14 protein-coding genes are annotated in these 19060 nt (G+C 69.6%); 9 read left to right on the forward strand and 5 right to left on the reverse strand.

The annotated features are described in order from the left end of the window. Positions 1-5: 5 nt before the first annotated feature. A complete protein-coding gene (locus HPY32_RS20820; RefSeq protein ID WP_171982954.1) occupies positions 6-1628 on the reverse strand; it encodes an Hsp70 family protein in 1623 nt (540 codons plus the stop codon). Positions 1629-1879: 251 nt separating this feature from the next. Here HPY32_RS20820 and HPY32_RS20825 point away from each other — a divergent pair, with 251 nt between their 5' ends. From HPY32_RS20825 to HPY32_RS20835, 3 genes are read left to right on the forward strand one after another with little or no spacing between them, the layout of a single operon-like run. Continuing rightward, on the forward strand, positions 1880-3613 hold the full coding sequence (locus HPY32_RS20825; RefSeq protein WP_171982955.1) for an IniB N-terminal domain-containing protein: 1734 nt from the start codon (positions 1880-1882) through the stop codon (positions 3611-3613). A 23-nt stretch (positions 3614-3636) separates the two neighbouring features. Next, positions 3637-5475 (forward strand): dynamin family protein, encoded by a 1839-nt coding sequence (locus HPY32_RS20830; RefSeq protein WP_171982956.1) that lies wholly within the window; start codon positions 3637-3639, stop codon positions 5473-5475. Positions 5476-5506: 31 nt separating this feature from the next. Continuing rightward, on the forward strand, positions 5507-7102 hold the full coding sequence (locus HPY32_RS20835) for a dynamin family protein (protein ID WP_067578783.1): 1596 nt from the start codon (positions 5507-5509) through the stop codon (positions 7100-7102). 16 nt (positions 7103-7118) lie between these two features. Here HPY32_RS20835 and HPY32_RS20840 read toward each other — a convergent pair whose 3' ends face one another. Continuing rightward, a complete protein-coding gene (locus tag HPY32_RS20840) occupies positions 7119-8276 on the reverse strand; it encodes a zinc-binding dehydrogenase (RefSeq protein ID WP_067578782.1) in 1158 nt (385 codons plus the stop codon). A 421-nt stretch (positions 8277-8697) separates the two neighbouring features. On the opposite strand from HPY32_RS20840, the gene HPY32_RS20845 reads away from it, so the two are divergent. The 6 genes from HPY32_RS20845 to HPY32_RS20870 all read left to right on the forward strand — a co-directional run bounded on the left by HPY32_RS20845 (position 8698) and on the right by HPY32_RS20870 (position 15308). Beyond that, positions 8698-9339 carry an HhH-GDP family DNA glycosylase gene (locus HPY32_RS20845; protein ID WP_067578780.1) on the forward strand — a complete coding sequence of 214 codons (642 nt, stop codon included), beginning with the start codon at positions 8698-8700 and terminating at the stop codon, positions 9337-9339. 235 nt (positions 9340-9574) lie between these two features. Further along, positions 9575-11419, forward strand: coding sequence for a molecular chaperone DnaK (gene dnaK / locus HPY32_RS20850; protein WP_067578778.1), 1845 nt, complete (start codon positions 9575-9577; stop codon positions 11417-11419). Then, on the forward strand, positions 11416-12027 hold the full coding sequence (grpE, locus tag HPY32_RS20855; protein ID WP_067578776.1) for a nucleotide exchange factor GrpE: 612 nt from the start codon (positions 11416-11418) through the stop codon (positions 12025-12027). The genes dnaK and grpE overlap by 4 nt, the downstream gene beginning before the upstream one ends. A gap of 21 nt (positions 12028-12048) precedes the next feature. Beyond that, positions 12049-13215 carry a molecular chaperone DnaJ gene (gene dnaJ / locus HPY32_RS20860; RefSeq protein WP_067578775.1) on the forward strand — a complete coding sequence of 389 codons (1167 nt, stop codon included), beginning with the start codon at positions 12049-12051 and terminating at the stop codon, positions 13213-13215. Beyond that, positions 13215-13613, forward strand: coding sequence for a heat shock protein transcriptional repressor HspR (locus HPY32_RS20865; protein WP_067578773.1), 399 nt, complete (start codon positions 13215-13217; stop codon positions 13611-13613). The genes dnaJ and HPY32_RS20865 overlap by 1 nt, the downstream gene beginning before the upstream one ends. 525 nt (positions 13614-14138) lie before the next feature. Then, the gene (locus HPY32_RS20870) at positions 14139-15308 is read left to right on the forward strand and encodes a globin domain-containing protein (RefSeq protein WP_067578771.1); all 1170 of its coding nucleotides are present in this window, start codon (positions 14139-14141) and stop codon (positions 15306-15308) included. 271 nt (positions 15309-15579) lie between these two features. On the opposite strand, the gene HPY32_RS20875 is transcribed toward HPY32_RS20870, so the two are convergent. The 3 genes from HPY32_RS20875 to HPY32_RS20885 all read right to left on the reverse strand — a co-directional run bounded on the left by HPY32_RS20875 (position 15580) and on the right by HPY32_RS20885 (position 18840). Then, the gene (locus HPY32_RS20875; RefSeq protein ID WP_067584627.1) at positions 15580-16332 is read right to left on the reverse strand and encodes an FAD-binding oxidoreductase; all 753 of its coding nucleotides are present in this window, start codon (positions 16330-16332) and stop codon (positions 15580-15582) included. A gap of 218 nt (positions 16333-16550) precedes the next feature. Continuing rightward, complete coding sequence (locus tag HPY32_RS20880; protein WP_067578769.1) at positions 16551-17723, reverse strand: FAD-binding oxidoreductase; 1173 nt, start codon at positions 17721-17723, stop codon at positions 16551-16553. Between the two features lie 181 nt (positions 17724-17904). Continuing rightward, the gene (locus HPY32_RS20885) at positions 17905-18840 is read right to left on the reverse strand and encodes an NADP-dependent oxidoreductase (protein ID WP_067578766.1); all 936 of its coding nucleotides are present in this window, start codon (positions 18838-18840) and stop codon (positions 17905-17907) included. Positions 18841-19060: the final 220 nt, after the last annotated feature.

Consider the following 19060-nt stretch of genomic DNA (forward strand, 5'->3'; position numbering starts at 1 on the left):
TGTCCTCAGCCCCCCGTATGGGGGATTACCCGGCCCGGCGCCTGGAGGACGGTGCCGAGGGTGTTACCCGCCTGGTCCAGGCCGCCGTTCAGGGTGTTTCCCAGATCGGGGGCTGGCCGGTCGGGCGGGGGTGGGGCGGTCGGTGGCTGTGGTACGGGGGCCGGGGCGGGTGGGTTCGGTTGTGGGGCAGGGGAACCCGGGGATGCGGCGGGGTTGGGCGCGTCGGGTGCGGGCTGGTTGGGCGCCGCCGTCGGTGCCGGCGATCCCGGGGGATCGGCGGCCGCGTTGCCGGTGGGTTGAATCGCTCCGGTCGCGCCGTGGGTGGTCGCGGCACCGACCGCCGGGGCGATCGCGGGGGAGGCGTGGCCCGCGGCGGGTTGTGCGGTAGGGGCCGGGGGCGCGCTCGTCGAAGGGGCGGTGGTCCGGGGTGTGGACTGGGTCGAAGTGCCCAGGGCCAGGGTGCCGGTGGTCAACGCGGCGACCACTGCCACGGCGCCGCCGACCAGAGTGGCACGCTGCCAGGTTCGGAGCCTGCGCGGTTCGGGTTGCCGCGGGAGTGGGGGCAGGATCGGGTTGCGTTCCGGCGGCGGGATCGGCGTCGAATCCGGCTGGGGGACAATCGGAGTCGGCCGGGCGGCGAGTGGCGCGGCGTTTGCCGGGGGCTCGGCGAGTAGATCGCTCGCCAGCAGGGCGGCCCCCCGCGCGGCGGTGTGGGCGGGGTCCGGGGCGGTGCGGACGGGCAAGCCGAACTCCGTCGACAGCAACTCGGTGAGCAGGGGGATCGATCCGCCGCCGCCCGTCAGCAGGATTCCGCCCACCGCGTCGCGGGACAGACCGGCGCGCCGCAGGGCTTCGTGCACGAGTGTCAGCGATCGAGACAGCGGGTCGCGCAGCAGGTCTTCGAGTTCGTCGCGGACCAGGCGGATGTCGCGAACGGTACCGGGCGGGCCCGGCAATCGGACCGGGATTGTTGTCACGGTATTTCCGGAAAGGTCTTCCTTCGCTTTCTTGCAGCGATGGCGGAGGGCGGACAATTCGCTTTCGATGATCGGGTCGAACGGATCGAAATCGTTATCTTCCAGACTGTTTGCCAGCACGTAGCGCATGGTCAGGAGATCGAATTCCGAACCGGCGATCCCTGCGTCGCGCAGCGGTTCGGCCAGCAGGCTCGGGCGGGGGCCGGTGCCGACCACCGCGACGCTCACGCCGGTGGCGCCCAGGTCGTAGACGACCACGGGCGCGGTGGCGGGGTGGTTTCGCAGCGCCGCGATCGGCTCCGGGACCAGCGTGACCGCGCCGAGGCCCGCGCGATCCAGGGCCGCGCGCTGGGCGTCGACGGTGTGCCGCGACCACCACGCCGGGTAACCGGCGACGGTGCGCGCGGGCGACAGGTCGGCGACGGCGCCGCCGATCACCCTCGCCACCAGGTCGGCGGCGGCGATCGAGGTGCCGTCGGCGGTGAGGATGTCCACGGGGTCCCCCACCCGGGACAGGAAGTCTTCCGAGGCCGTCGGTGCCGGTTCCGGCGGGCGCGTGTGCACGTGCGCCTCGTCGCATCCCCCCGAAGTCGTCACGGCGACCGTGATCGACGACCCGACGGTGATACCGAGCGCCAGGCCCTGAGTCATTCGAGAACCCCTGTTCGCAAAGATGTGTGGTCGTCTCGACCTACCGTGCGTGTCGGTTGCTGGGAGATGTTCGTTACCGAGATGCGGAGAGGTGTGGGGGAATTCCCCTAATGCGGTGTTTGCCCCTACTCGGGCTGCCTTCGATATCGGGGGGATTCACCCCGTTCCCCGTAACGGTCGGTCTTCCTAGCGTGAAAGGAAATACGACACCGCGGATCGCCGACGATCCGCCGATCCAGGAGACATGTGCGATGAGTCCCAACGCGATCCTCGAGTTCATCCTCGGCCTGCTCCGCGACCACGAGGCTGCGGTCGCCTACTGCACCAACCCCACCGAGGCCCTGACGGCCGCGGGCCTCGAGGCGGTGACGCCGGAGGACATCGCCGCCGTCGCCCCCATGGTCGCCGAATCGGCCGTGGTGACCGGCGGTTCACAACTGGCGGCCATCGTCGCGGCAGGTCTCGGCGCCAATGTGAACACCTCCCTGTCCACCAGCCCGAATTCCGGATTCACCACGGTGACAACCGGTCTCACGAACACCGACACCACCGTCACCGGCAGCGTGAATTCGGCCTTGCCTGTGAATACCGACGTGTCCACAGGCATAACCGGCGGCATGGACAGCACCCTGTCGACAAGCCTGTCCGGCGGTATGGATTCCGTGTTGCGCACAGGTGGTGATCTTTCTGCGGGCCTGGCCGACAGCGCTGTGCAGGCAAGCAGTGGATTGGGGATAGCCCTGTCGGGTGGTGCGGATTCCGTGCTGAACACGAGCGGTGATCTGGCGACGGGTCTCGCGGGTGATGTGGAGTCCGCGGTGCAGGCGAGTACCGAGCTGGGGGCAACCCTGTCGAGCGATGTGGATTCGGTGCTGCACACCGGTGGCGATGTGTCAGCGGGCCTTGCGGCTGTGGTCGATTCGGTCGTGCAGGGAAGTAATGGGTTGGGAGCGAGTGTCTTGGGCGGTGTGGATTCAGGGCTGCACACAGGAGGTGATCTGGCGGCGGGCCTCGCGGGTGGTGTGGACTCTGCGGTGCAGGCGAGTAGCGGGTTGGGGATCGGCCTGTCGAGCGGTATGGATTCCGTCCTGAACACGAGCGGTGATGTGGCGGCGGATCTCGCGGGTGATGTGGAGTCCGCGGTGCAGGCGAGTACTGGGCTGAGGGCGACCCTGTCGGGCGGGTTGGATTCGGGGCTGCATACCGGTGGTGGTGTGTCGGCTGGTCTTGTTAGCGGGGTGGATTCGGTTGTGGAGGGGAGTAGTGGGTTGGGGGCCAGCCTGTCTGAGGGTGTGGATTCTGGGCTGCATGCGGGTGGTGGTCTGGTGACGGGTCTCGCGGGTGGTGTGGACTCTGCGGTGCAGGCGAGTAGTGGGTTGGGGGCGACTCTGTCGGGTGGTGTGGATTCGGGGCTGCACACGGGTGGTGATCTGGCGGCTGGGCTTGATAGTGGGGTGGGTTCTGCGGCGCAGGGGAGTGGTGGGTTGGCGACGAGCTTGTCGGGTGGTGTGGATTCGGGGGTGCACACGGGTGGTGATCTGGCGGCGGGGCTTGGTGGTGGGGTCGATTCGGGGGTGCACGTGGGTAGTGGGTTGGCCGGGGTGGGAGATGGGAGTTCGGTGTTGCAGGGGGGAAGTGGATTGTCGGGTGGGGTCGGTGGGGGTGTGGATTCGGGTTTGCATGTGGGGAGTGGGGATTCTGTGGTGGGTCTGGGTGGGGTGGGGTCTGCTGTGCATGGGGGAGAGGTGGGGGTGGGGGCGAATCCTTGGGCGGGAGTGGATGTTTCGCATGTGTTCGGGGTGGGGCTGGATGGGGGGCAGAGTGGGGTCGATGGTGTGTTGCAGGGTGGCGGGAGTGGGGGGCTCGGGGGCGGGATCGATGGTGGGCACGTGGGAGGGGGCGGTGGGTTGTTCGGGGATGTGCAGGGGGGTGGGGTGGCCGATGTGCACGGCGGCGGTGACGTTGTCGGTGGGATCGGGCACTGAGTGGAAGTTGTGGGGTGACGACTATGGGGACAGTGGTGGCGGGTGGGCCGCCCGCCTCGCCGTTGCTGGCGGTGTTGGCGGAGACCGTTGCGGTCGCGCGGGCGGCGCAGCGGGGCGATCTGGTCGGTCGGTTGGAGGCGCTGGCGGATCGGGTGCGGGATCCGCGGCGGCGGATCGTGGTCGCGGGGTTGGGGAATCAGGGCAAGAGCCGGTTCGTCAATGCCCTGCTGAACCTCGAGGTCTGCCCGGTCGGCGACGATGCGACCACCACGGTCCCCACGCTGCTCGCCCACGGGCCGCAACCGGTCGCCGAACTGGTACTCGCCGGTCCGGGCGGCGCGGCGGAGGGGCGGCGAATCACGGTGCCGCTGGCCGATATTCACGGCAGCATCCATCGCGAACGGGCGTCCCGGCTGGAGATCCGGGTGCCGAACCCGCTGCTGGCCGACGGCATCGTCCTGATCGACACCCCGGCCGTCGGCGGGCACGGAACCGCCAGTGCCGCAGCCGTTCTCGGCCTGGTTCCGACCGCCGACGCGGTGCTGGTGCTCTCCGACGCCTCCGCCGAACTCACCGAACCGGAGGTGGAATTCCTCCGGCAGGTGCGCGAGCTGTGCCCGGCGGTGGCGCTGCTGCTGAGCAAGATCGACCTGTATCCGCACTGGCGGCAGGTGCTACAGGCCGATCGGGAACATCTGTGCAGGCACCGGCTGGAGCTGCCGATCATCCCCGTCTCGTCGGTGCTGCGCACCCACGCCCTGCGCTGGCAGGACGAGCAGCTGGGCCGGGAGTCGGGTTTCGGTGTGCTGTACGACTTCCTGCGCGGGCAGGTGGTGGCGCGCGACCAGGCCGCCACCCGGCGCGCGGTGGCCGCCGACATCGCCTCGGCCGCAGAGCATCTCGCCCTCGCCCTGGGCAGTGAGCTGGTGGCGCTGCGCGATCCCGGACGCGGCGCGGCCGCCATCCGGGAACTGCGGCTCGCCAAGACCCAGGCCGAGGACCTGCACCGGCGCACCGCCGCCTGGCAGCAGACCCTGGGCGACGGCATCACCGATCTGGTCGCCGATATCGATCACGATCTGCGCGATCGCCTGCGCACCATCGGCCGCACCGCCGAGGACTGGATCGACGCCAACGATCCCGGCCGCCTCTGGGAGCAGATGCGCGAATGGCTCACCACCACGGCCGATTCCGCGCTCGGCGACAACCTGCTGTGCACCCACCATCGCGCCGTCGGCCTGGCCGAACGCATTGCCGAGCACTTCCTCGAATTCGGCGGCGTCGACCTGCCCGCCGTGCGAGATGTGCTGAACCCCACCGATTCTCGTATCGACGCGGTCACCCTGGCCGAGCTGGAACCCGACCTCGGCCCGGGCCACAAGCTGCTGGTCGGCATGCGCGGCTCCTACGGCGGCATGGTGATGGTCGGCCTGGTCAGCACCGTCGCCGGGCTGGCCCTGGTCAATCCGGTCTCGGTCGGCGCGGGAATGCTGCTGGGCGGCAAGGCATTCCGCGACGACAAGCGGGAGCGTCTGGTCCGCCGCCGTGCCGAGGCCAAGGCCGCCGTGCGCCGCTTCCTCGACGATGTCGCCTTCGAGGCGGGCAAGCAGTCGCGGGATCGGCTGCATCGCATCCACCGGGTGCTGCGCGATCACTTCACCGGCATCGCCGACCGCAGCCTGCGGTCGATCAACGATTCGCTACAGGCCGCGCAGGACGCCGCCGGGATCGAGTCGGCCCGGCGGGCCGAGCGCGCCGGGGAACTGGAGCGGCAGCTGCGAATCGTGGCCGAGCTGCGCCGGCACGCCGCCGCGATGGCGCCGCCGGGCGTCGAGCCGACCGGTGATTCGCGCACGCACTAGCCGCGGGCGCGTTCTCCGGTACGGTGGCCGCGTGAGTTTCGAGGTCACCGGCGCGGCACCGGGAATCGTGCCGGAGGCGCGCCGGTTGATCGCCGCGGCCCGGCAGGCGTTTCCGGGTGGGTCGCGACCGGCCGCGCTGCTCGGCGACTGCGCGCGCCGCCTGGATCAACCGCTGCGGGTCGCGCTGGCGGGGCAGCTGAAGGCCGGGAAGTCGACGCTGCTGAACGCGCTGGTGGGACAGGACATCGCGCCCACCGATGCCACCGAGTGCACGCGCCTGGTGACCTGGTACCGGCACGGTGCCGCCCCGCGCGTGACGGCCCGGGCCGCCGACGGCGCCGCCGCGGACGTGGTGGTGCGGCGGCGGCCGGGTGCCGACGGCCTGCCCGGCGCCCACGGTCTCGGCTTCGATCTGTCGGCGCTGCGCTGGAATACGCGCGGTCCGCGCGAGGTCGACCACCTCGAGGTGGACTGGCCCGCGACCGCGCTGTCGCGCACCACGATCATCGACACCCCCGGCACCTCGTCGCTGTCGCGGGAGGTGTCCCGGCGCACGGCCCGGCTGCTGACCCCGGACGATGCCGCCGCGACGCCGCTGCCCGGCGCGGACGCGGTGGTGTACCTGCTGCGGCGGCTGGACGCCGCCGACGTCTCGTTCCTGGACCGGATCGGCGCGGGAGGCGAAGCGCGGCAAGGGTTTTCCGGTGGTCCGCTGGGTGTGATCGGCGTGGTGTCGCGCGCCGACGAGATCGGCGCGGGACGCATCGACGCGCTGCACTCGGCTCGCGATGTGGCCGCACGGTTTTCCGGCGAGCTGGAGCGAACCGGGCTGTGCCAGGCCGTGATCCCGGTCGCCGGACTGCTCGCCTACGCTGCCGCGACGCTGCGGCAGCGCGAATTCGACGCCTTCGCGGCGCTGGCGGCCGTGCCGGTGGATGGGCTGACCGCCGCGCTGCTGTCCGCCGACCGGTTCGCCAGTCCCGAACCGCCCCTGCCGATTTCGCCGGAGCTGCGGGCGCATCTCGCGGCCCGCTTCGGCCTGTTCGGAATTCGGCTGGCGGTCACCCTGATTCGGCTCGGCGCCCGCGATTCCACCACGCTGGCCGCCGAATTGACCCGGCGCAGCGGGCTGGACGAGCTGCGCTCGGTGCTGGACGTGCAATTCGCCCAGCGCGCCGACCAATTGAAGGCGCACTCGGCGCTGACCGCCCTGGCCCGGGTCCTCGCCGCCCACCCCGGTACCCCCGCCGACCACCTGCTCCGGCGGGTGCGGGCCCTGCTCGCGGACGTGCACGGCTTCGCCGAACTGCGCCTGCTCGGCCGCCTGCGCACCGACGAACTACCGCTGCCCGCGGACGATCTCACCGAACTGCATCGCCTGCTCGGCGGCTCCGGCATCGCCCCGCACCTGCGCCTGGGACTGCCCGCCGACGCCGATCCGGCGGCCCTGCGCGCCGAGGCCACCGCGGCGGTGCGCAGGTGGCGCGCCCGCGCCCGTCACCCGCTGGCCGACCGGGCGACCGCCGACGCCTGCCTGACCGCCGCCCGCAGCGCCGAGGGCGTGGTCGAACTGCTCCGCGACCCGCCCACCACGCCGCTGGACCGAATCTGCCTGCCCGACAGGTGACCGATCGAGGGCGCTTTCAGGGCACGATCGTCGTGCTGGCCGGATCGATCAGGATTTTGGCGTGCCGCTCCGGATTGCCCAGGGCCGCAAAGGCATTGTCGACGCCGTCGAGGCCGACGGTGGCGGTGACGAGCGGGGTCGGGTCGACCTTGCCCGCGGCGATCATGTGCAGGGTGTCGCGGAACTCGCCGGGGTCGTAGCCGAGGACGAAGCGGAGCTCCAGTTCCTTGTTGATGGCCATGGCGGGGTGCACGGTGTCGGCCTGCATGCACACGCCGACGACGACCACGCGGGATCGGGGCGGCGCGGCGGTGAGGATCCCGTCGATAATGCCTGGGACGCCGACGCATTCGAAGATGACCGGACCGGTGGGCGCGGCGTCCAGGGTGTGCAGCAACCGGAACAGGTGCCACCAGGGCAGTTTCGGGATGCGGCGCAGCCGCTGCATGGTGTCGAAGCCGAGATTGAGCACATCGTTCGCGCCGGTGATCCGGCCCTTCGGCGCGGCCTCCCAGGGGGATTCGGCGGCGGGGTCGACCACCACGTCGGCGCCGCAGCGCGCGGCCAGTTCCCGGCGGCGCGGTGAGAAGTCGCTGGCCACAACGGTTCGCACGCCGGATGCCTTCAGCATGCAGATCACCGCGAGCCCGATCGGGCCGCAGCCGACGACGAAGGCAGTCTGCCCCTTGCCCACCCGGCCGCGGCGCACCGCGTGCCAGGCCACCGCCATCGGCTCGGTAAGCGCCGCGTGGTCGGCGGACAGTCCGTTCGGCACCGGGAAGGTCATCGACTCCTGCACCACGACCAGTTCGGCGTAGCCGCCGGGCGCGGCGGCCGACAGCCCGGTCAGGTGCGGCTGCCGCCCGTTCCGCAGGATCGGCAGCGCGACCACCCGCGTGCCCGCCCGCCACCGCTTCCGGCAGCCCGGCCCGTACTCCACCACCTCGCCGCAGAACTCGTGCCCGAGCACCACCCGCTGATCCGACCGCATGAAATGGTCGTACCCGGTGGCCGCGGCCAGCGCGGCGAGTTCGTCGCAGTGCAGCCGCGCATGCAGATCGGATCCACAGATGCCGCACCGCAATACGCGAACCAGCACCTGCCCCGGACCCGGTCGTGGCGACGCAATATCGGCGACCTCGAGCTTGCCTTGGGAACAGACCACCGCCTTCATATCCGGCACCGTATACGCCGGGCGGTGGTCGGCGGGGGGATCCCGGCCAAAAGCATGCCGGGATCATGAGAGGGCGCGCCGGGATCAGGGGGAGCGCGCCGGTTGGGGAGGTGCGTTGGGTTGGGGGAGAACGTGCCGGGTTGGGGAGAGCGTGCCGGGATCAGGGAGGGCGCGTCGGGTTGGGGACGAGTGTGCCGGGAGCGGGGGACGCGGCGGGGTCGGGGAGAGCGTGTTGGGTTGGGGAGAGTTCGGCGGGATCGGGGGAGGCGGGCCGGGGCGGGAAAGTGTGTGGGGGTTGTGGGAGGACACATCGGGATGGAGGGCATGGCGGGATGGAGGGAGGGTATGTCGGGGTGTAGGAGGGTGCATTGGGTTGTGGAGGGGTGGCGGGAGACCGGTTTTGGAAAGGGGTGGTGGTGAGATGGATGCGGATGTTGTGCGGGGGTTGTTGGAGCGGGCGGGGACCAGTTATGCGGCGGAGGCGGGGATTGGGCTGGCGGATAAGCCTGCGCCGGTGTTTCAGTTGTTGATGCTTACGCAGTTGTTGAGTACGCGGATCTCTGCGCAGCTGGCGGTGGCGGCCGCGCGGGAGTTGGTCGGTTCCGGGTACCGGACGCCGCAGCGGGTTGCCGATGCCGAATGGCAGGAATTGGTTGATGCGCTCGGTCGTGCGCACTACCGCCGCTATGACGAGTCCACGGCTACTCGGTTGGGCGTCAATGCTTCTCGGGTGCTCGATCGGTATCACGGGGATCTGCGGCGGATGGCGAAGGAGGCCGGGGGCGAACCGGGGCGGCTGGCGGGGCTGGTGCAGCAGTTCGAGGGCATCGGGCCGACCGGGGGCGACATCTTTCTGCGCGAGATACAGGACGTGTGGACCTGGGTTCGCCCGCACTTCGACGAGCGCGCCCGGCGGGGCGCCGAGCGCCTGGGCCTGCCCACCGACCCCGCCCAGCTCGACCGGCTGGCCCCGTCCGGCCGCGCCGCCGAATTCGCCGCCGCCCTGGTCCGGGTGTCTCTCGACACCGACCTCGCCGACGAGGTGCTGGCCGCCGCCCGCTGAGCCGTCGCGACCGGCACGAGAGAAATTTCTTCCCCGTTCGGGAATGAACGACCTCGGTCGCCCGTTGAGCTGATCAGTGCAAGGTTGAGCGAGAACGGCTCAAGTCTCAGGTTGACTCGGATCGGGTCTGCGTGCAGGATTGAGTCGACCACGCTCAGTGTTGCTCGGTCTCTGCCGAAAACGCGCCGGGACCAGGACTGCGGCACACAGGTACGTCAACGAGGAGGAACTCACTATGGCTCGTGCGGTCGGTATCGACCTCGGGACCACGAACTCGGTCATCGCCGTTCTAGAGGGCGGTGAGCCCAAGGTCATCGCCAATTCGGAAGGATCGCGGACCACTCCGTCGGTCGTCGCCTTCGCCAAGAACGGCGAGGTGCTGGTCGGTCAGCCGGCCAAGAACCAGGCCGTCACCAATGTCGACCGCACCATCAAGTCGGTCAAGCGGCACATGGGCGACAACAGCTGGAACGTCGAGATCGACGGCAAGAAGTACACCCCGCAGGAGATCAGCGCGCGCACGCTCATGAAGCTCAAGCGTGACGCGGAGGAGTACCTCGGTGAGGAGATCACCGACGCCGTCATCACCGTCCCCGCCTACTTCGAGGACGCGCAGCGGCAGGCCACCAAGGAGGCCGGCCAGATCGCGGGCCTGAACGTGCTCCGCATCGTCAACGAGCCCACCGCGGCCGCGCTGGCGTACGGCCTGGACAAGGGCGAGAAGGAACAGACCATCCTGGTGTTCGACCTCGGTGGCGGCACCTTCGACGTCTCGCTGCTGGAGATCGGCGAGGGCGTCGTCGAGGTCCGCGCCACCGCCGGTGACAACCACCTCGGCGGCGACGACTGGGACGAGCGCATCGTGCAGTGGCTGGTCGACAAGTTCAAGAGCAGCGCGGGCATCGACCTGACCAAGGACAAGATGGCCATGCAGCGCCTGCGCGAGGCCGCCGAGAAGGCCAAGATCGAACTGTCGTCCTCGCAGTCGACGTCGATCAACCTGCCCTACATCACCGTCGACGCGGACAAGAACCCGCTGTTCCTGGACGAGCAGCTGACCCGCGCCGAGTTCCAGAAGATCACCTCCGATCTGCTGGATCGCACCCGGCAGCCGTTCCAGTCGGTCATCAAGGACGCCAGCATCTCGGTCAAGGACATCGATCACGTTGTCCTCGTGGGTGGTTCGACCCGCATGCCCGCGGTCACCGAGCTGGTGCGCGAGCTGACCGGCGGCAAGGAGCCCAACAAGGGCGTGAACCCGGACGAGGTCGTCGCCGTCGGCGCCGCCCTGCAGGCCGGTGTGCTCAAGGGTGAGGTCAAGGACGTCCTGCTGCTCGATGTGACCCCGCTGTCGCTGGGCATCGAGACCAAGGGCGGCGTGATGACCAAGCTCATCGAGCGCAACACCACCATCCCCACCAAGCGGTCGGAGACCTTCACCACCGCCGACGACAACCAGCCGTCGGTGCAGATCCAGGTCTACCAGGGCGAGCGCGAAATCGCCTCGCACAACAAGCTGCTCGGCTCCTTCGAGCTGACCGGTATCCCGCCGGCCCCGCGCGGCGTGCCGCAGATCGAGGTCACCTTCGACATCGACGCCAACGGCATCGTGCACGTGACCGCCAAGGACAAGGGCACCGGCAAGGAGAACACGATCAAGATCCAGGACGGCTCCGGCCTGTCCAAGGAGGAGATCGACCGGATGGTGCGCGACGCCGAGGCGCACGCCGCCGAGGATAAGCAACGGCGCGAGGAGGCGGAGACCCGCAACCAGGCGGAGTCGCTGGTGCACCAGACCCAGAAGTTCATCGCCGACAACGAGGACAAGGTCCCGGCCGACATCAAGGGCAAGGTCGAGGCCGCCATCACCGAGGCGAACGAGGCGCTCGAGGGCACCGACATCGCGGCCATCCGCACCGCCATGGAGAAGCTCGCCACCGAGTCCCAGGCGCTGGGCCAGGCCATCTACGAGGCGTCGGCCGCCGAGTCGGCCGCCTCGGGCAACGGCGCGGCCGCGAGCTCGAACACCGATGACACCGTCGTCGACGCCGAGGTCGTGGAAGAGCCGGAGAAGAAGTGACGGACCAGAACCCGGAACAGGAGCCGAACACCATCGTGGACAACTCCGCTCTCCAGGGTGAGGTCGACGAGGCCGCGGCGGATGCCGCGGCCCCGGGCCCGGAGGCCGGCGAGGACGTGCTCGCCGACGCCATCAGCGCCGAATTGGCCGAGCGCACGGCGGATCTGCAGCGACTGACCGCCGAGTACGCCAACTACCGGCGACGCGTCGAGCGCGATCGCAGGTCCGCGACCGATGCGGCCAAGGCGGCGGTGGTCACCGAACTACTCGGCGTCCTCGACGATCTCGACCGTGCCCGCGCGCACGGCGATCTGGAGTCGGGACCGCTGAAGTCGGTGGCGGACAAGCTGGCCACCGCGCTGCAGAAGCAGGGCCTGGAGGAATTCGGTACGGAGGGTGAGCCTTTCGACCCGACGCTGCACGAGGCCGTGCAGCACGAGGGCGAGGGCCGCGATCCGGTGATCGGCATGGTGATGCGCAAGGGTTACCGCTTCGGTGATCGCGTTCTGCGGCATGCGCTCGTGGGCGTGACCGACGGGGTGACAGACCTGGTGGAGACGCCGGGCACGACGAACGCTGGCTCGGATGCCGGCACCGACGAGGAGTAAACAGAAAGGGGGAGATGCCCGGTGAACAGGGAGTGGCTGGAAAAGGACTTCTACAACGAGCTGGGTGTTTCCTCCGGCGCCACCCCGGACGAGATCAAGAAGGCCTACCGCAAGCTGGCCCGTGACCTGCATCCGGACAAGAACCCGGGGGACACCGCGGCCGAGGAGCGGTTCAAGGCCGTCAGCGAGGCGCACGCCGTGCTGTCGGATCCGGACAAGCGCAAGGAGTACGACGAGGCGCGGCGGCTGTTCGCGAGCGGCGGCTTCGGCCGCGGCGGGTTCTCGCCCGGCGGTTACGGGCAGGGCGGCTTCAACGGCGATTTCAACCTGGGCGACATCTTCGGCGGTGCGACCGCCGCCGGGGACGGTGGCCTGGGCGATCTGCTGGGTGGCCTGTTCAATCGTGCCGGTGGCGCGCGCACCTCGTCGCGGCCGCGGCGGGGCAGCGATGTGGAGACCGAGACGACCCTCGGTTTCCGCGAGGCCGCGCAGGGCGTTACCGTCCCGCTGCGGATGACCAGCCCGTCGCCGTGCACCACCTGCCACGGCAGCGGCGCCAAGCCGGGCACCAGCCCGCGAGTCTGCCCGCACTGCAACGGAACCGGCGTGGTCAGCCGCAACCAGGGTGCGTTCGGATTCAGCGAGCCGTGCGACGACTGCCGCGGGACCGGGTCGATCATCGACGACCCGTGCCCGGACTGCCACGGCACCGGCATCCAGAACCGGACCCGCACCATCACGGTGCGGATCCCGCCGGGGGTGCGCGACGGACAGCGAATTCGGCTGGCGGGCCAGGGCGAAGCCGGTTTACGGGGCGCTCCCGCGGGCGATCTCTATGTCACGGTGCATGTCAGCCAGGACAAGGTCTTCGGCCGCAACGGCGACGACCTGACCCTGGTGCTGCCGGTCAGCTACGCCGAATTGGTGCTGGGCACCACGGTTTCCGTGCCCACGCTGGACGGCCGGGTCGGGGTCAAGGTGCCCGCGGGCACCGCCGACGGCCGGACCCTGCGGGTGCGCGGGCGCGGTGTGCCCAAGCGCGGTGGCGGCGCCGGTGATCTGCTGGTGACGGTGAAGGTCGCGGTGCCGCAGAAGCTGGACGACAATGCCACCGAGGCGCTACGGCGCTACGCGGAGGCGGAGAAGGTCGGCGGGTTCGACCCGCGCGCCGGATGGGCAGGTGCGTAATGAACGGTGATCCGAAGAGGTCGCAGAGCGGCGCCACCGAGTTCTTCATGATCTCGGTGGCCGCCCAGCTGGCCGGTATGCACGCGCAGACCCTGCGCACCTACGACCGGCTGGGTTTGGTTACGCCGCAACGCACCTCGGGTGGCGGACGACGCTACTCGACCCGGGACGTGGAGCTGCTGCGCGAGGTGCAGCGGCTGTCCCAGGACGAGGGCGTCAACCTGGCCGGCATCAAGCGGATCATCGAACTCACCAACCAGGTCGAGGAGCTGCAGGAGCGGCTGCGCGACCTGACGGCGGAGGTCGAGCGCCTGCGCGCCGGCTACCGGCCGGACCTCACCCCACCCCAGCGCAGCACCGCGCTGGTGGTGTGGCAGCCGCGCCACAAACGCCGATAGCCCGAAAGTAGTTGGAGCACAGCGCCCCTGGGAACAGGGGCGCTGTCTTCGTTTATGTGGCGGATCGGCATTATGCACGAATGCGTTTTGTTGCGAGTTATGTGCTGTACTTGCAAGTGCGGAAACATAGTGTCGGAGTGGGACGTTCGTGCTGAAATTTCTTGTGGCGTTGGCGTCGGTATTGCGGAGTGCTCGATAGGGGTCGATCGGTGTCGGAATCGATGCTTGGATCGAGTGGCGAGCAAGGCCACTGCAACCCTGTGGCTTTCGAGGTGGAAGCGCGCAAATCGGATCCGGCGCAGGCGGAGAGCCGCGGCGTGTCCTAGGCAAACGGTCGGTTTCCGGGGTTGGCCACGCTCGTTTTCCTCGTTTCACAAGAATTGCAAGCATGTTGTTCAAAAGGAACGTTCCGTGGCTGGCAAACCTCCCCTACACTCGATTCACATCGGCTGCTGTCGAGTGTCCCGCAGCACCTCACTCGCCGGCCCGCCCTGCGTTCTAGTGCGAAATGGGGTTGTGAGACAAATGGATTCGCGGACCGTCGCATTGATCAGAACAACGTTCAAGGCGGTTGCTGCGGAGGACGGGGGACCGGAGAAGCTCGCTCGGTCGTTCTACGCCATTCTGTTCACCGAGCATCCGTTCGTGCGCGACTTCTTCCCGGCGGCCCTCGACTCGCAGCGGGACCGGCTCGTCAAGGCCATCGCCTACGTGGTCGACCGGCTGGAGGAGCCCGACCAGCTCCTCCCGTTCCTCGCCCAGCTGGGGCGCGACCATCGCAAGTACGGGGTGTCGACGGAACACTATGCGGCGGTGGGTAAGTCGCTGCATGCCGCGCTGCGCGCCTACGCGGGCACTGAGCTGTGGACCGACGAGGTGGAGCGGGCCTGGAACGAGGCCATCGGCGTCATCGCCGAGACCATGATGCGCGCCGCCGACCAGGAGGACACGCCCCCGTACTGGACCGGCACGGTCGTCGAGCATCGCACGGTGCTACACAATCTCGTCGTGGTGCGACTACAGCTGGACCAGGCGATGTCGTACGCGGCGGGGCAGTACGTGAGCGTGCAGATCCCCGCCCGGCCCCGGATGTGGCGCTACCTGTCCCCGGCCATCCCCGCGAATGCCAACGGGGAGATCGAATTTCACATCCGCGGCGTCAGCGGCGGCTGGGTCAGCCCGGCCATGGTCGGGCGCACCGCGGTGGGTGACCGGTGGCTGCTGGGCTCGCCGCTCGGCGGGCTCGGCGTCCCCCGCAACACCCGGCGCAAGCTGCTGATGATCGGCTGCGGCACCGGAATCGCCCCGCTGCGCGCGCAACTGCTGGCCATGACCCGGCGCCGCTCGAACCCGAAGGTGCACCTGTTCGTGAGCGGCCACCACCCGTGCGACCTCTACGACCTGGAGACGCTCAGCAACCTGGCCACCGCCAACCGCTGGCTCACCGTCGTCCCCGTCACCGAGAGCGACGAAAACCCTTGGTGGAACTACGATTCCGGCGACCCGGACCCGGAATGGCCGGGCCTGGAGCCGCGCCGCACCGGCCAGATCGGCAAGGTGGTCGCCGGATACGGCCCCTGGACCGACCACGACGTCCAGATCGTCGGCCCCCCCTCCATGGTCCAAACCACCAAGTTCCGCCTCATGTCCGCGGGCCTGACCACCCACAACATCCGCCACGACCCACTGTTCTAGGCGATTCCGGCCAAAAGCACGCCGGAATGACGTGCGTGGCCGCTGCCCGGAATGGCGTGCGTGGCCGCTGTCCGGAATGGCGTGCGTGGCCGCTGTCCGGAATGGCGTGCGTGGCCGCTGTCCGGAATGGCGTGCGTGGCCGCTGTCCGGAATGGCGTGCGTGGCCGCTGCCCGGAATGGCGTGCGTGGCCGCTGCCCGGAATGGCATGCGTGGCCCCTGCCCGGAATGGCGTGCGTGGCCCTCGTCATCCCGGCATGCTTTTGGCCGGGATCAAACCCCCTCGTACCGAATGGCTTCGGCCGGGGTCCCGGTCTGGATCAATCGGTCCACCGTGGCTCGTGTCATGCCCGGCGAGCCGCACACCAGGACCTGATGGTTCAGCAGTGGGCCCATGTCGCCGACCACGTCGGCGAGGGTGCCCTCCAGCATCTCGTTCACGTCGAAGCCGATGTCGACGCGGGAGCGCTCGTACCACTCGTCGACCCAGTTCGGGTCCTCCGGGCTCTCCACCACCGGGATCACGGTGAGCCACGGGAACTTCTCGGCCAGCAGGTACAGCATGTCGGAGGCGTAGAGGTCGCGCGGGGAGCGGCCGCCGATGAACAGGTGGGTGCGCGGCGGCACCGGGCGGCGCGACAGGTCGTGCAGCAGCGCGCACATGGGCGCCAAACCCGTTCCGCCCGCGATCATCACGACATCGGCGGCGTTCTCGTCGACGCTCATCCAGCCCGCGGGCGCGCCCACCAGCCACTCGTCGCCCTGGCGGGTGTCGGCGACGATCGAGCCGCTGCACCAGCCGCCCGGCACGGTCCGCACGTGGAACTCCAGCTTGCCGTCCAGCGAGGGCGGCAGCGCGGGCGACAGCCGCCGGCGCAATCCCGGATGCTGCGGCACCTGCACTTCCAGCGACTGTCCCGCGGCGAACGGCACGAACTCCCCGATCAGCCGGATCACCGCCAGGTCGTGGCGCAACCGGTGGTGTCCCACCACGGTCGAGCTCCACTCCTGGGTGTCGAGCTGTATCTCGCCGGTCTCGTCCGGTCCGAGGGCCACTGGTATCCCCTATCACTCACACCGTCGTTCCGACGCGCCCTTGGCCGGAATCTACGGGAGATCCCGGCCAAAAGCACGCCGGGATGACGATGGCCCAGTACGCCGGGATGACGATGGCCCAGTACGCCGGGATGACGATGGCCCAGTACGCCGGGACAACAAGTGGTGCACGCCGAGGCGACGGTGAACTAGACCGGATCGGTGCTGATCACCGCGTCCGGCGTGCCGACCGCCAGCAGCGCGCGCTTGGTGTCGGCGATCATGCGAGCCGACCCGGCGATCTGGATCTGCCGGTCCGCCCAGGCGCCGAAGCTGGCCACCACCGCGCCCAGATTACCGATGAGCCGGCGGTGCATGCCGAACGGCGGATCGGCGGGGGGATACGGATGCCACCACGGGTTGGACTCGTTCTCGCACACCGGAACCACGGTCAGCCAGGGATTGCTCAGCGACAGCTGCCACATGTTCTCCACGTCGTACAGGTCGCAGGGGTAGCGGCCGCCGATGAAGAAGTGCACCCGCGGATTCATGCCGCGCCGCCCCATCTCGATCAGCTGCGCGCGCAGCGGCGCCACGCCGGTGCCGGACCCGATCATCAGCACGTCGCGGCCCAGGTGCGGGTCCACGTGCAGGCCGCCCAGCGGCCCGGCGATCTGCCAGGTGTCGCCGACCTGGGTCTCGTTCACGATGGCCGGGCTCACCCAGCCGGTGCGGACCTTGCGGACGTGGAACTCGATCTCGCCGTAGGGATTGGTCGGGATCGCGGGCGACAGGTAGCGCCACATCTTGGGCCGCTGCGGAATCGACACCGGTACGTACTGTCCGGCCTGATAGGGGATCGGGCTCTCGGACTGCAACCGCACGATGGCCAGGTCGTCGAGCACGCGGCGGTGGCCGACCACCGTCGCCTCCCAATACGGTTGCGATTTGTCGGAATTGGCGCCGATCGCCATCGACGCGGAGATGAGGATGCTGATGTCGCGCCAGCCCTCCTCCAGCTCGCGCGTCCAGATGTCCTCCAGCCCGGGCGACCCGTGATAGGTGCGGAACGCCGCGAGCAGGGCGCGGCCCGCGATGTCGTAATGGGCCGCCGCCACACCGTATTTGCGATGGTCGCGCGCCAACTGCTCCAGGAAGCGCTGGGCGCGATCCCAGTGCTCCAGGTGGTCGAGCACGAACCCGATGGCGGTGACCACCCGCTTGGGCTGCATATCCATGGCGGGCGGGAACAGTTCACGCAGCCGGGGATTCTCGGCGAACAGGTGACCGTAGAACGCGCTTATCAGCCGTTCGGGCCCGTTCGGCGCCTCGATGATCGACCGGAAGTTGGCGCGGACCAGCGCTGCCGAACGCGCATCCACGACGTCGAGCTCCCTTTCTGCGTAATTCGTTTCGGGGACCCGCCGCGTACCGGCGGCCCTTCGCGGTCAAGTATCCCTGAAAAAACCGTGGTCGCATGGTTATGGGCGGATCACACTACCCACGGTGATCGTCGGTGAAACGTGCGGGCGGCCCGGAGGGTTCCGCACGGACCCGCTCGGATCAGACCAGTAGGACCGTTTTGCCGCGCGCCCCCGGGGCGCCGAGCACCTGCGCGGCGTCGGTGAGCGGGCGGGTGGCGGCGATCGGGATCACCAGCTCGCCCTCGGCGGCCTGGCTCAGCAGGCGGCGCAATTGCGGTGCGCCGCCGGTGGATTCGATATTGCCGCCGGACAGGCCGCGGGCGCGCAGCCCGGCCTCGTCGACCGCGCCGAGCACGCTGTGCACCCGGCCGCCGGGCCGCACCAGGCGCAGCAGATCGGTGAGCGCCTCGGGCGAGGAGACCAGATCGAACAGCACATCGACACCGTCCGGATGGGCGCGCGCGACCGCGTCGCCGAGCGGGCCCGCGGTGTAGTCGATCACCTCGTCCGCGCCCAGGCGCAGCATCCGGTCGGTGTCGTCGGGGCGGGCGGTCGCGATCACCCGGGTCCCGGCGGTGGCGGCCAGCTGCACCAGGAACGAGCCCACGCCCCCGGCCGCGCCGACGATCAGCACCGTCTGCCCGGCGGCGAGCTCGGCGGTGTCGCCCAGGTCCAGCGCGGTCAGCCCGGCGGTCGGCAGGGCCGCGGCCTGGACGGTGGTGAGCTCGTCCGGGATGTGCGCGATGGTGCCGTTGGCGGGCGCGGCGATGTAGTCGGCGAAGGTGCCGTGACCGACCGGAGCGGTCAGGAAGCGGCCCACCACCCGATCGCCGACCGCGAAGGCCCGCACGCCCGCACCCACCGCCGAGACCGTGCCCGCGCCGTCGACGCCGGGGATCATCGGAAAGTCGTGCGGGAGATGATCTTTCAGCATGCCGTCGATGATCTTGCGATCGACCGGATTCGCGCCCGCGGCCGCGAGCCGGATCTGGATGCGGCCGGTGCCGGCCTCGGGGACCGGCATCTCGGCCGATTCGGGGATACCGCCGAATTCGCGTACCACCATCGCGTGCATGCCGCTCCGTTCGGTTCGGGGTCGTCCGAGGTCAGCGTGGGTGGGGCAATGACGAGTGGTCCGAGTCATCGTAGGCGGGCGGAGCCGAATAGTTATGCAATTCAGGCCAATCGGTCGGGTTGGCGGCGCGTAAAGTTGAGCGGTGGTGACGCAGGTGTGTTGGCTCGGTCTCGAATCGGGCCGCGAAATCTGTCAGACTTGAGTGGAACAGACTCAACTC

Origin of the sequence: Nocardia terpenica (genome assembly GCF_013186535.1) — a bacterium.
GTDB lineage: Bacteria > Actinomycetota > Actinomycetes > Mycobacteriales > Mycobacteriaceae > Nocardia > Nocardia terpenica.